The 12134-nt window shown below is 74.1% G+C and carries 12 protein-coding genes; 6 read left to right on the forward strand and 6 right to left on the reverse strand.

Annotated features, from left to right (window positions below):
- Positions 1 to 1183 (reverse strand): aminotransferase class I/II-fold pyridoxal phosphate-dependent enzyme (locus R7226_RS21675; RefSeq protein ID WP_318599405.1); only part of this gene is annotated, 1183 nt, incomplete at its 3' end.
- A 73-nt stretch (positions 1184 to 1256) separates the two neighbouring features.
- Here R7226_RS21675 and R7226_RS21680 point away from each other — a divergent pair.
- Positions 1257 to 2153: a LysR family transcriptional regulator gene (locus R7226_RS21680; protein WP_318599406.1), complete on the forward strand. Its 897-nt coding sequence runs from the start codon at positions 1257 to 1259 to the stop codon at positions 2151 to 2153.
- A 47-nt stretch (positions 2154 to 2200) separates the two neighbouring features.
- On the opposite strand, the gene R7226_RS21685 is transcribed toward R7226_RS21680, so the two are convergent.
- A complete protein-coding gene (locus R7226_RS21685) occupies positions 2201 to 3544 on the reverse strand; it encodes a cytochrome P450 (protein WP_318599407.1) in 1344 nt (447 codons plus the stop codon).
- A gap of 83 nt (positions 3545 to 3627) precedes the next feature.
- Between R7226_RS21685 and R7226_RS21690 the strand changes: the two genes are divergently transcribed.
- Together R7226_RS21690 and R7226_RS21695 are read left to right on the forward strand one after the other, a co-directional pair.
- Positions 3628 to 4290: a TetR/AcrR family transcriptional regulator gene (locus R7226_RS21690; protein ID WP_318599408.1), complete on the forward strand. Its 663-nt coding sequence runs from the start codon at positions 3628 to 3630 to the stop codon at positions 4288 to 4290.
- 4 nt (positions 4291 to 4294) lie between these two features.
- On the forward strand, positions 4295 to 5746 hold the full coding sequence (locus tag R7226_RS21695; protein WP_318599409.1) for a hypothetical protein: 1452 nt from the start codon (positions 4295 to 4297) through the stop codon (positions 5744 to 5746).
- Positions 5747 to 5789: 43 nt separating this feature from the next.
- Here R7226_RS21695 and R7226_RS21700 read toward each other — a convergent pair whose 3' ends face one another.
- Positions 5790 to 7034 (reverse strand): winged helix DNA-binding domain-containing protein, encoded by a 1245-nt coding sequence (locus tag R7226_RS21700; RefSeq protein WP_318599410.1) that lies wholly within the window; start codon positions 7032 to 7034, stop codon positions 5790 to 5792.
- A gap of 67 nt (positions 7035 to 7101) precedes the next feature.
- Between R7226_RS21700 and R7226_RS21705 the strand changes: the two genes are divergently transcribed.
- Positions 7102 to 8094 (forward strand): alpha/beta fold hydrolase, encoded by a 993-nt coding sequence (locus R7226_RS21705; protein WP_318599411.1) that lies wholly within the window; start codon positions 7102 to 7104, stop codon positions 8092 to 8094.
- Between the two features lie 39 nt (positions 8095 to 8133).
- Here the strand turns inward: R7226_RS21705 and R7226_RS21710 are convergent, their stop codons facing one another.
- Complete coding sequence (locus tag R7226_RS21710; protein ID WP_404827888.1) at positions 8134 to 9144, reverse strand: hydrogen peroxide-inducible genes activator; 1011 nt, start codon at positions 9142 to 9144, stop codon at positions 8134 to 8136.
- A gap of 120 nt (positions 9145 to 9264) precedes the next feature.
- Here R7226_RS21710 and R7226_RS21715 point away from each other — a divergent pair, with 120 nt between their 5' ends.
- Both R7226_RS21715 and R7226_RS21720 read left to right on the forward strand, forming a co-directional pair.
- A complete protein-coding gene (locus R7226_RS21715) occupies positions 9265 to 9843 on the forward strand; it encodes a peroxiredoxin (RefSeq protein ID WP_318599413.1) in 579 nt (192 codons plus the stop codon).
- A 2-nt stretch (positions 9844 to 9845) separates the two neighbouring features.
- Positions 9846 to 10391, forward strand: a complete 546-nt coding sequence (locus R7226_RS21720; protein ID WP_318599414.1) for a carboxymuconolactone decarboxylase family protein — start codon at positions 9846 to 9848, stop codon at positions 10389 to 10391.
- Between the two features lie 7 nt (positions 10392 to 10398).
- On the opposite strand, the gene R7226_RS21725 is transcribed toward R7226_RS21720, so the two are convergent.
- Both R7226_RS21725 and R7226_RS21730 read right to left on the reverse strand, forming a co-directional pair.
- Positions 10399 to 10836 carry a CBS domain-containing protein gene (locus R7226_RS21725; RefSeq protein WP_318599415.1) on the reverse strand — a complete coding sequence of 146 codons (438 nt, stop codon included), beginning with the start codon at positions 10834 to 10836 and terminating at the stop codon, positions 10399 to 10401.
- The gene (locus R7226_RS21730) at positions 10836 to 12089 is read right to left on the reverse strand and encodes an ArsB/NhaD family transporter (protein WP_318599416.1); all 1254 of its coding nucleotides are present in this window, start codon (positions 12087 to 12089) and stop codon (positions 10836 to 10838) included. Before R7226_RS21730 ends, R7226_RS21725 begins: the two co-directional genes overlap by 1 nt.
- Positions 12090 to 12134: the final 45 nt, after the last annotated feature.

Raw genomic sequence — 12134 nt, forward strand, 5'->3', positions numbered from 1 at the left:
GGATCGGCGCGGCGTCGTCGCCGCCGCGGGCGATCGCGTCGCGCAGCGCGGCGGCGGCGTGGTCGGCGAGCGCGAGCGGCGCGCCGAGCGGGATCACGAAGACGATCGCGGTGTGCGTGCTCAGCTCCGGCTGCACGTCGTGCAGGTCTCGCATGCGCGCGGCCACCGTCGTCGCGGCGATCCCGCTGCCGCGCACGTCGACGACGACGCGCAGCGGATCCCAGGCGGCGACGGGCGGGCCGTCCCAGGCGCGGTCGAGCACGGCGCAGCCGTCGATCTGCTCCAGCCGATCGCGCAGCCGCTCGGCGGCAGCAAGCGCGTCGCCGAGCACGCGCGCGCCGTGGACGGCGAGCTGGCGGCGGGCGCCGTCGAGCGAGGCCAGCAGCAGCGAGCTGGGGCTGGTCGAGCGCAGCAGCCGGATGCTGCGGCCCAGCCGCTCGCGCAGCTCCTCGCGGCCGGGCGCGACGTGCAGCATCGCGCTCTGCGTGAGGCTGCCGGCGTGCTTGTGGGTGGAGGTCAGCGCGACGTCCGCGCCGGCCCGCAGGACACTCGGCGGCAGCGCGGGGTGGAAGCCGAAGTGCGCGCCCCAGGCGCTGTCGACGATCAACGTGACGCCGGCCTCGCGCGCGACCGCCGCGCAGCCCTCGACGTCGGCGACCATCCCGAAGTAGGTCGGCGAGACGATCAGCGCCGCGCGCGCGTCCGGGTGCTCGCGCAGCGCCGCTCGCAGCGCGTCGGGGGTGACGACGGTCGCCAGCCCGACACCGGGGGCGTGGCCGGGCGCGAGGTAGACCGGCGCGCCGCCGCTGAGCACGAGCCCGTCGATCACGCTGCCGTGACAGGTGCGCTGCACGACGAGCGTGCTGCCGGCCGGCGCGAGCGTGAGGCAGACGGCGTGGTTGCCCTGCGTCGCGCCGTTGGTCAGGAACCACGTGCGCCCCGCGCCGTACGCGGCGGCGGCGAGCGCCTCGGCGCGCTCGAACGGCGTCGGGCTGGGGCCGAGGTCGATCCCGGCGGTGTCCTGCGGCACGTCGAGCGCCAGCGCCGGCAGGCCGAGCGCGGCGACGATCGCGGGGTCGGCGCCGCTGCCGCCGCCATGGCCCGGCACGTGCAGGCGCGCGGGGGCGCGGTGGCCGTAGGCGGCGAGCGCCTCGGCGTAGGGCGCTTGGAGCTGCTCGTTCATCGTCGGCGCAACCTAGCCATCGGCAAGACTGCATGCCAAGCGCAAAACCAGCCTCTGCCTATAGGCTGGGCCAATGGGACGAACGTTGGAGGCCCGCGACCTGCGCCTGCTCGTCGCGATCGCCGAGGAGGGCTCGGTCGCGGCCGCCGCGCGCCGGCTCGACTACAGCCAGCCGACCGCCTCGCAGCACCTCAGCGGGCTGGAGGCGCGGCTCGGCGCGCGCCTCGTCGAGCGCAGCGCGCGCGGCGCGCGGCCGACCGAGCTGGGCGCGCTGCTGGCGGCGCGCGGGGCGGAGCTGCTCGACCAGCTCGCGCTGCTGGAGGCCGACCTGCGCCGCCAGGCCGAGCACGGCCTCCCGACGCTGCGGCTCGGCACCTTCGCGAGCGCCGGGTCGGAGGTCGCGCCGCGGGCGCTCGCGCGGCTGGCCGCGGCCGGGGTGCTGGTCGAGATCGTCGAGGCCGAGGTCCCGCAGCTGCTCGACGCGCTCCGCCGCCGCGACGTCCACGCCGCGCTCCTGTTCGACTCCGCCGACGACCCGCTGCCGCCGCTGGAGGGCGTCGCCGTCACCCACCTGCTCGACGACGACCACCTCGTGCTGCTGCCGCGCGGTCACGCCGCGGCCGCGGCGGAGACGGTACGGCTCGCCGACCTGCGCGAGGAGCGCTGGATCTCCGCGCGCGCCGACGAGGACCCCAGCCACGCGGCGCTGGCGCGCGCCTGCCGCCGCGAGGGCTTCGAGCCGCGCTTCGGCCACCGCCTCGACAGCTTCTCGATGACGCAGGGGTTCGTCGCCGCCGGCCTCGGCGTCTCGCTGCTGCCGCGGATGGCGGTCGCGCCGCTGCGCGACGACGTGATCGCGCGCCCGCTGACGGGCGCGCGCGTCGTGCGCAGCGTGCGCGTCGCCTGCCTCGACGCGCTCGCGCCGTCGTTGCGCGAGCGGCTGCTCGAGGCGCTGGCCGCGGAGCTGTAGGCGGCCGCGCCGCCGCCCCGCGCAGAGCGGCGACGGCGCGCCGCCTCCTATGCGCTCGCGACCGCCTCGCGCTCGGCGTCGGGCGCGGCGGTGCGTCTCGCGCTCGCCGGCCGCCTGCTGAGCACCACCCGCGCGCCGTCGCCGGGCGTGATCGTGATCATGCGGCGGCGCGTCTGCGCTCTCGGCCCGGCCGCCGCGACGGTGAAGCGCTCCGACGCGGCACGCAGCACCAGCCGCATCTCCAGCAGCGCGAAGCTCGCGCCGAGGCAGCGACGGCGGCCGCCGCCGAACGGCAGGAACGTGTACGTCCCCGGCTTTCTCTCGAGGAAGCGCTCGGGCCGGAAGGCGTACGGGTCGGGGTAGATCGAGGGGTCGTGGTGGACGAGGTAGGCGCCGGCCGTCAGCACGACGCCCGGCGGGTAGGTGTGGCCGCCGATCTCGATCTCTCTGACGACCAGGCGCGGCTCCGGGATCGGCAGCACCGGCCGCCGCCGCAGCACCTCGTTGATCGTCGCGTCGAGGTAGGCGTCGTCGTCGCTCAACAGCCGCTCCTGCACCTCGGGCGAGCGCGCGAGCTGCTCGAAGGCGAAGCCGAGCGAGGAGGCGGTCGTCTCGTGGCCGGCGACGAGCGCGGTCACCAGCTCGTCGCGGATCTCCTCGTCGGACATCGGCGAGCCGTCGCTGTGCCGCGCGGCGAGCAGCATCGCGAGCACGTCGTCGCGCTCGCCGCCCTCCTGGCGGCGCTCCTCGATCAGCGCGAACAGCTCGCGGTCGACCTCGGCTCTGTCGCGCTCGAAGCGGCCGAAGCGGCCGCGGCCTCTGAGCAGTCTCTGCGCCGGCGGCATCAGCGAGACGGGGCTGTCGCCGAAGCTGAGGATGTCGGGCAGCCGCTCGCGCAGCAGGTCGAGCCGCGGCCCCTCGTCGAGGCCGAAGACGGCGCGCAGGATGATCTCCAGCGTCAGCCGCTGGAGGCGCGGATGCAGCTCGACCGGCTCGCCGGCCGGCCAGCTCTCCAGCTCGCGCTCGGTCAGCTCCTGCATCAGGCCGGTGAGACGCTGCATGCGGTCGCCGTGGAAGGCCGGCAGCATCAGCTTGCGCTGCTCCATGTGGACCGCTTCGTCGAGCAGGATCACCGAGTTGGCGCCGACGATCGGCTCCAGCAGGCGCGCGCCCTCGCCGGGATGGAGGACGTCGGGCGGCGCAGTCAGCAGGGTTCTGACGTCGGCGGGATCGGTCAGCACGACGAAGGTCGGCTGGCCGACGAGGCGCAGCGTGAACGGCGTTCCGAGGCGCTCCTGCTGGCGGCGCATGAAGGCAAGCGGCCGCACCCACCAGCCGATCGTCTGGAGCGCTGCCGGCATACGCGAGCCCGGAGGCAGGGTGGCGTCCATCTCGTCGTCCCTCCTCGATACGGTTCGTTGGTGATTGCGAGTATATATACTCACGAGTATCTGTCAAGGATTCTGGTGTAGTGATGCCCCGTGGGGAGTTCGACCGAAGCGCGCGCAAGGCCGCGACGCGAACGCGGCTGCTGGAGGCGGCGGCGCGCGTCTACGCGGCGCGCGGCTTCGCCGGCGCGACGCTTGACGACGTCGCCGAGGAGGCGGGTCTGACGAAGGGCGCCGTCTACGGCCACTTCGGCTCCAAGGACAACCTGCTGGTCGCGCTGATGGACGAGTACGTCGCCGCCAAGGTGAGCGAGCAGGTCGGCCTCTTCGACCGCGACGAGACGACCTGGAAGCGGCCGTTCGTCGGCTCGGACCGCTTCATGGCCGAGCTGGACGAGAGCGCCGACGCCTTCCGCCTGCTGGTCGAGTTCTGGCTCGCCGCCACGCGCGACGAGGCGCTGCGCGCTCGCTTCGCGCCCGGCGTCGACGCGCTGCGGCAGATGTTCGCCGGCTTCGTCGCCAAGAGCGCCGACGACGCCGGGATCGAGAAGACGCCGGGCGTCGGGCACAACATGGCCAACGTCTCGGTCGCGCTCAGCCTCGGCCTCGGCCTGCTGCGCGTCGTCGACAGAGACAACGTCTCGCCGGAGCTGCTCGGCACCGCCCTCTCGATCGTGATCCGCGGGATAGAGCGCGATCCCGAGCTGCGCGAGGACCTCGGCGACCCTGCGGCGCGCAGGGCGGACTGAGTCCGTGAGTCGCCTCCGCAGACTGCTCGACGGGGCGCTGTCGCTGGCGGAGTCGGCCGCTGCCCGGCTCGACGCGAGCGACCTCGACAAGCTGACGCCCGCCGAGCGCGAGCGCTACGAGCAGTGGGAGGCGCGCGCCGCCGCGGTCGCGGCCGGCGCGCGCGAGGACGAGCTGGAGGACCCGCGGCTGGTCGGCGCCGTGCTGCTGGGGCCGGCCGGCGAGGCGATGCGCGGCATCTCCAAGCCGCCGCGGGTGCCGGAGCCGATCGAGGACCCGGCGGCATGGGAGCAGCGGATGCTGGAGGAGCGCGCCGTGCGCGACGCGGCGCGCGCGCAATACCTCGCACCGGAGCGGCGGCCGGTGCGGATCAGCCGCGTCGCGACCGGCGACGGCCGCGGCCGCCTGCGCGAGCTGTCCGATCACCTCGCCGCGACCGGGCTGGCCGGCCGCCCCGACCTCGTCTACGGCATCTCGCGCGTGCCCGACGCGATCAGCCCCGCCCGCATCGGAGGCGCCGGCATCGCCGAGTGGGACCTCGTCCACGCCGCGACCGCGCCGCTGCCGCCGGCCGCTGCGCCGGCGCTCTGCTCGCTCGATCCGTCCGAGCGGCTGGTCGTGCGCGCACCCGGCGAGCGGGCGCCGCTCGACGAGGATCTCGCGCTCGACCTGCTCGCGCGCGCCGGCAGCGGCCCGGAGCGGACGCTCGGGATCGTGCGCGACCTCGCGATCGACCGTCGCGACGGCGACGACGGCGACGGCGAGCCGCGGATCGTGATGCGGGTGAGCGGGCTGCACGTGCTCGTGGGGGCGGGCGGCGCGGCGTCGTCTGGTGCGGCTCCCGACCTGCTCGCCGCCGCCGGCCCGCCGCCGTGGTGGCTGCCGGAGGGGCCGCCGGAGGGCGTCGTCGTCGAGCTGCTGCAGTGGGACGCGATCGCCGCCGCGATCCAGCCGGTCCGCCAGCGGCGGCCGCCGCTGCCCTCGCCGTTCCCGTACCTGCCGCTGACGCCGCGGGAGCTGTTGCGGGCGTACCTGGAGATCGTCGGGGTCGACCCGGCCGACGCCTACGCCGCGCAGGTCACGCACGACCGCCCCTTCGACCTGATGGGCCGCACCAGCACCAAGCGGGGCGTGCGCCGCACAGGCGGCGGCCCCGACCTGCCGTGCGCCGACGGCAAGGCGCGCAAGCGGATGGCCGGCGGTCACCACGTCGTGATCGCCTACCGCGACCGCCCCGCCTACGCCGACGGCCGCGACCGTTTCGACAGCTACGCCGAGCGCGAGCTGAAGGCCCGCCTGCGCAGCGGCCTCGGGCTGCGGCGGCCGGTGCCCAAGCAGCAGCACCGCCTGCTGCGGACGGCCGAGAAGATCGCCGACGTGATCGAGGTCGTGACCGGCGACGGCGGCACCGAGGACGGCTTCACGCCGCCACGCTACTGCTGGCCGCCGGGGCGCTGAGCCGGGGCGCGCGCCGCGTCTCCGCGCGGTGGCGCCCGCGCGCTTACCGCTCCGCGAGCGCCTTCGACAGCGGCGAGGGGAAGCGCGGCAGCAGGCGCACGCCCTCCAACCAGGCGGTCAGGCGGGCGGCCTCGGCGTCGAGCGCGCGGCGGCCGTCGTCGCCCGGGTCCTCCAGCAGCTGCAGCTCGACCGAGCCGTCCTCGCGCTGGCGCCAGCCGCCGACGATGCGGCCCTCCCACCAGGCGGTCGGGCCGGCGTTGCCGGCGCTGTCGAACAGCTGGGGTCTGTAGGAGCCGAGGTAGAAGTCGCGCTCGGTCCAGCCCATCGTCGTCGGGTCCAGCGGCGGCAGCAGCGCCGCCCACGGCGCCGGCGCCGCGACCGGGTCGAGGTCGTCGGGCATGAGCCAGCCGGTCGCCGCGCCCCTGCCGCGCACCGTGCCGTCGCCCGCGGAGTCGTCGCCGACGAGCGCGACCGGCACCGCGCCGATCTCCACCAACGCCGCGCGGACCGCTCTCAGCGTGCCGCCCAGCCACCACTTCAGGTCGGCCTCGGTCCCCGGCCCGAAGGCGCGCAGCCAGCGCTCGACCAGGCCGGCGACGCCCTGCTGCGCCGTGCGCGGCGCAAGCTCCTCGCCGAGCCAGGCGCCCATCGCGGTCCAGCGCGGGCGCGAGCTGGTCCAGCCGCCGACGTTGGATGCGCGCACGATCAGCCCCTCGGCCGAGAGGACGGTCAGCACGCGCGGCCCGATCGGCATCTTGCCGGCCCAGCTCTTGCCCTCGCCGTAGGAGATCGATCCCTCCAGCAGCGGCAGCTCGTCGCGCAGCTCGGTCGAGGACAGCTCGCGGCCGTCGGCGAGCGTCGCCAGCACCGCCGTGCACCCCTCGCGCAGCCAGCGTGCTCCGTCGCGCTTCAGTCCCGCTCTCTCGACGTCGGCGATCAGCCGCCGCCGCTCGACGTCGGCGACGCGCGCGCTCGCGCCGGCCTGCGCGTCGGGCATCGTCGCGCGCGGGAAGACGAACAGCGTCCGCCGCATCGCCATGTGCTTGACGAGCGAGCGGTCGGCGTAGAGCGCCCGTTCGAGGTCGGTGACCCGCAGCGCCTCGACGCGCGCCCACGCCGACAGGTAGACGGTCGCCGGGTCGGTCGCGTGCAGGCAGACGATCCGCTCGGTCGCCTGCTCGACGGTCGCCGCCCGCGCCTCCGGCGCCAGCAGCTGGCGCCGGCCCAGCCGCGCCCGGCGCTCCTGCGCCGAGACGACGCGCGCCGGCCGCTCAGCGTTTGCCGGCATGGCAAAGAACCCTTGTCGCGCCGGCCGTCGTGAGCACACTGGAAGCCTAGTCAGCGAAGGAGCCTTCATGCCGTCCGCACACGATCCCGCCGCACAACAGCGCCACCGCCTCGTGGATGTCCCCGGCGGGCGCATCCACCTCGTCGAGCAGGGCGAGGGGCCGCTGGTGCTGCTCGTCCACGGCTTCCCGGAGTCGTGGTACTCGTGGCGCCGTCAGCTGCCGGCGCTGGCCGCGGCCGGCTACCGCGCGGTCGCGCTCGACGTGCGCGGCTACGGCCGCTCGTGCAAGCCGGCGGCGGTCGACGCCTACCGGATGCTGGCGCTCGTCTCCGACAACGCCGCGGTCGTGCGCGCGCTCGGCGCCGAGTCCGCGGTCGTGATCGGCCACGACTGGGGCTCGCCGATCGCGGCCAACAGCGCGCTGCTGCGGCCCGACCTGTTCAGCGCCGTCGGGCTGCTGAGCGTGCCCTATTCGCCGCGCGGCGGCCCGCGTCCGACGAGCGTCTTCGGCGCGGTCGGCGGCGAGGACGAGTTCTACGTCAGCTACTTCCAGCAGCCCGGCCGCGCCGAGGCCGAGATCGAGCCCGACGTGCGCGGCTGGCTGGCCGGCTTCTACGCCGGGCTGTCGGCCGACACGATGGCGCCGGCCGGCGAGGCGAGCCTCTTCTTCGTGCCGCCCGGCAGAGCGCTGCGCGACCGCTTCGACGGCGCGACGCTGCCGGCCTGGCTGAGCGAGGCGGAGCTCGACGGGTACGCGCAGGAGTTCGAGCGCACCGGGCTGACCGGCGCGCTCAACCGCTACCGCAACGTCGACCGCGATTGGGAGGACCTGGCCGCCTGGGACGGCATGGCGATCGCGCAGCCGTCGCTGTTCCTCGGCGGCGCGCTCGACGCCTCGACCGGCTGGATGGCCGCCGCGATCGACGCCCACGCCACGACGCTTCCCGGCCTGCGCGGCTCGCACCTGCTCGACGGCTGCGGCCACTGGGTCCAGCAGGAGCGCCCGGACGAGGTCAACGCCCTGCTGATCGACTGGCTCGACGGGCTGCCGCGCGGGTGACTGCGGATCTGTGCAGCTCATGGGTGCACGGATCCGCGGTCATGTCGGCGGGGTGGCGCGCACCGGCAGGCGCGCGCGTCTGACGGCGGCGCGGATCAGCGCGGCGAGCTGCTCCCACTCCTGCTCGCGGCCGGCGCTCGTGCGGAAGGCGAGGCCGATCTGCCGGCCGGGGCGCGGCTGGCCGGCGAAGCGCGCCGTCGCGACCCTCGTGCGGCGCGTCTCGACGCGCTGCGCGGAGGCCGGCAGGACCGTGATGCCGAGTCCGCCGGCGACGAGCTGCACGATCGTCGGCAGCGAGACGGCGCGCTCCTCGGCGGCGACGCCGGCCCGCGCGGCGGCGCCGCCCGCCCCGCCGGCCCCGCCCACACCCCGGCAGAGCGCGAGCGTCTGGTCGCGCAGGCAGTGGCCCGGCTCCAGCAGCAGCAGGCCGGCGCTGCCGACCGCCTCGGGCGCGAGGTCCTCTCGGCCCGCCCACGGGTGGCCGGCGGGAACGACGACGACGAACTCCTCCTCGTAGAGCGGCAGCTCGCCGATCCCCTCCTCGCCGGCGGGCAGCGCCAGCACGGCGGCGTCGACGGCGCCGTCGCGCAGGGCGCCGAGCAGCGTCTCGGTCTGGTCCTCGCGCACGTGCAGCTCCAGCTCCGGCGCATCTCTGTCGAGGCGCGCCAGCAGGGCCGGCAGCAGGTACGGCGCGACGGTCGGTATGAGGCCGATCCGCAGCGGTCCCGCGAGCAGTCCGCCGATCCCGCTCGCGGCCTGCTCGAAGGCGTCGGCGGCGGTGACGGCGCCCTGGGCGTGGGGCAGCAGGCGGCGTCCCTCCGGCGTCACGATGACGCGGCGCGCGCCGCGTTCGACCAGCCGCGCGCCGACGCTCGCCTCGAGCGCCGCCAGCGCCTCCGAGAGTGTCGACTGGCCGAGTCCCAACCGTCTCGCGGCGGCACCGAAGTGACGCATCTCACAGACCGCGACGAAGGCGCGAAGCTGCGCCAGGGTCGGCCCGGAACGCCCGGAACGACGGGGAACGGCGGCGGCGCGATCGGACGTTCCGATCACCCTACGACGGGGAAGGCGATTTCGTCTTCCGTGGTTCGCCACATACCTTCTCGACCCGCCGTGCGCGAGCCTCTCACGCAGGCACGAACCACCCTCTCTAGACCAGTTGGAGCAAGCATGCTGACGATCGGTGATCAGTTCCCCACCTACGAGCTGACGGCTGTCATCCCCGGCGACCTGAGCGGCGTCGACGCCAAGCAGCCCGAGGACTACTTCACGACCGTCAGCAGCGCCGCGACCGGCGAGGACCGCTGGCGCGTCGTCTTCTTCTGGCCGAAGGACTTCACCTTCGTCTGCCCGACCGAGATCGCCGCCTTCGGCCGCCTCGCTGAGGAGTTCGACGACCGCGACACCGACGTGCTCGGCGTCTCGACCGACTCGGAGTTCGTCCACTACGCCTGGCGTCGCGACCACGAGGACCTGCTCGACCTGCCGATCCCGATGGCCTCCGACCTGAAGCGCACGCTCGTCAGCGAGCTGGGGATCCTCAACGCCGACGGCGTCGCCGACCGCGCGACCTTCCTGATCGACCCGAACAACGAGATCCAGTTCGCGATGGTCACGGCCGGCTCTGTCGGTCGCAACGTCGACGAGGTCCTGCGCGTCCTCGACGCGCTCCAGAGCGACGAGCTGTGCGCCTGCAACTGGAAGAAGGGCGAGGCGACGATCGACGCCAGCGCCCTGATGGCCGCCTGAGCATGGGGCTCGAGACGCTGCGCGGGGCGCTGCCGCCCTACGCGAAGGACCTCAAGCTGAACCTCGGCTCGGTCACCTCCAGCTCCTCGCTCAGCGAGCAGCAGCTGTGGGGCACCGTGCTCGCCTGCGCCGCCGCGACGCGTTCGCAGCGGACGCTGCGCGAGCTGGCCGAGGAGGCGCAGGAGCACCTCAGCGACGAGGCCTACGAGGCTGCGCTCGGCGCCGCCTCGATCATGGGCATGAACAACGTCTTCTACCGCGCCAAGCATCTGCTGAACGGCGCGTACGACGACCTGCGCGCGAGCCTGCGGATGCAGATCATCGGCAAGCCGGGCGTCGAGAAGGTCGACTTCGAGCTGTGGTCGCTGGCGGTCTCCTCGATCAACGGCTGCGGCGCCTGCATGGAGGCGCACGAGGCGGTCGTGCGCGAGGCCGGCCTCTCGCGCGAGCAGGTCTTCGACGCGCTGCGCGTCGCGGCGGTCGTCGCCGGCGCCGCCCAGGCCGTCGAGATCGACGCCGCGCCCGGCGCCGAGGCGACGCTCTCCTAGTCCGTCCCTACGGCAACCGATCCGAGACGATCTCGAAGAAGGTGCGGCGGGTGACGACGCCCATCACGCGCCGCTCGGCGTCGAGCACCGGCACGATCAGGACGCGGTGGTGAAGGAAGGTCTCGGCCAGCTCGGCGTCGGAGAAGCCCTCGGTGACGGCGATCGGCTCGCGGTTGGTGAAGCGGAGCACCGGCTCGTCGAGGCAGCCGGAGCGGCGCTCGATCGCGACGTCGAGCGAGCGCGGCAGGAAGCCGGCGTATCTCAGCTCCTTGATGTAGCCGGGGAAGATCGCCTCGATGAACTCGCGCTCGCCGAAGATGCCGCAGAAGCTGCCGCGGCCGTCGGCGACCGGCAGCGCCGGCACGTCGACCTGCCGCAGCGCCTCGACCGCCTCGCGCAGCGGGCGGTCGGCGCGCAGCACCGGGACGTGGCTCAGGATCCCCATCAGGTGTACCGCAGCAGGACGTAGACGGTCGCGCAGGCGGTCGAGAAGAGCGTCACCGGGATGCCGACGCGGAGGAACTGCACGAAGCCGATCGGCTGGCCGGCGCGCGAGGCCATGCCCGCGGCGGCGACGTTCGCGGCCGCCGAGATGATCGTCAGGTTGCCGCCGAAGCAGGCGCCGAGCGACAGCGCCCACCAGTAGGCCTTGTCGCCCGACTCACCGGCGAGCGAGTCGACGACGGGGATCATCGTCGCCGTCAGCGGGATGTTGTCGACGATCCCGCCGACGATCGACGAGGACCAGATGATCGCCATCAGCTCGGCGGTGCGGTCTCCGTCGGTCAGGTTCACGATCGCCTGCGTCAGCTCGTCGATCGCGCCGGCGTGCTCGAGCGCGCCGACCATCACGAACAGGCCGACGAAGAAGAACAGCGTCGGCCACTCGATCCCGCCGAGCGTCGACTGCAGCGACTGCCGCGTCAGCGCGAGCATCGCGGTCGCACCGCACAGCGCGACGGTCGCCGGCTCCAGCCCCAGCGGCTTGTGGACGAAGAATGCGAGCACCGTCAGCAGCAGCACCGGCGCCAGCCGCTTCAGCTCCGCGGCGTCCTCGATCGAGCGCGCCGCGTTCAGCTCCATCACCTTGTCGCGCGCCTCAGGCGCGATCCGCAGCCGCTTCCTGAACGCGAGGTAGAGGAAGCCGACGACGGCGAACATCGTCAGGTAGGCGATCGGCGCGACGTTGACGATGAAGTCCATGAACGAGAGGCCGGTCGCGCTCGCGATCATGATGTTCGGCGGGTCGCCGATCAGCGTCGCGGTGCCGCCGATGTTGCAGGCCATCACCTCGATCAGGATCAGCGGGATCGGGTCGATGTCGAAGGCGTCCGCGAGCAGGAACGTGATCGGCACCATCAGCAGGATCGTCGTGAGGTTGTCGAGGAAGGCCGACAGCACCGCCGTCGGGATCGCGAGCGCTATCACGAGCAGGAACGGCCGCCCGCGCGAGAGCTGGCCGGCGCGGATCGCGATGTAGGTGTAGATCCCCGTCGCCTCCGTCAGCCGGACGACGATCATCATCCCCGCGAGCAGTCCGAGCGTGTCGAAGTGGATCGCCTCGAGCGCCTGCTCCTGGTCGATCGTCTGCGACAGCAGCAGCAACGCCGCGCCGACGAGGGCGATCTTCGTGCGGTCGAAGCGCTCGGCGACGATCAACGCCAGCGCACTGAGGAAGATGCCGACGGGGACGATCATCGCCCTTCGAAACGGTATGCCGGGGCCGATCGCCGGGACATGGGG

The organism is Conexibacter stalactiti (assembly GCF_033542075.1).
GTDB lineage: Bacteria > Actinomycetota > Thermoleophilia > Solirubrobacterales > Solirubrobacteraceae > Conexibacter > Conexibacter stalactiti.

Excerpts from the sequence above, each read along its gene's own strand:
- R7226_RS21700 (WP_318599410.1), bottom strand. The coding sequence starts at position 7,034 with ATGCCGGCAAACGCTGAGCGGCCGGCGCGCGTCGTCTCGGCGCAGGAG.
- R7226_RS21690 (WP_318599408.1), top strand. The coding sequence starts at position 3,628 with ATGCCCCGTGGGGAGTTCGACCGAAGCGCGCGCAAGGCCGCGACGCGA.
- R7226_RS21685 (WP_318599407.1), bottom strand. The coding sequence starts at position 3,544 with ATGGACGCCACCCTGCCTCCGGGCTCGCGTATGCCGGCAGCGCTCCAG.
- R7226_RS21725 (WP_318599415.1), bottom strand. The coding sequence starts at position 10,836 with ATGGGGATCCTGAGCCACGTCCCGGTGCTGCGCGCCGACCGCCCGCTG.
- R7226_RS21720 (WP_318599414.1), top strand. The coding sequence starts at position 9,846 with ATGGGGCTCGAGACGCTGCGCGGGGCGCTGCCGCCCTACGCGAAGGAC.
- R7226_RS21705 (WP_318599411.1), top strand. The coding sequence starts at position 7,102 with ATGCCGTCCGCACACGATCCCGCCGCACAACAGCGCCACCGCCTCGTG.
- R7226_RS21680 (WP_318599406.1), top strand. The coding sequence starts at position 1,257 with ATGGGACGAACGTTGGAGGCCCGCGACCTGCGCCTGCTCGTCGCGATC.
- R7226_RS21715 (WP_318599413.1), top strand. The coding sequence starts at position 9,265 with ATGCTGACGATCGGTGATCAGTTCCCCACCTACGAGCTGACGGCTGTC.
- R7226_RS21730 (WP_318599416.1), bottom strand. The coding sequence starts at position 12,089 with ATGATCGTCCCCGTCGGCATCTTCCTCAGTGCGCTGGCGTTGATCGTC.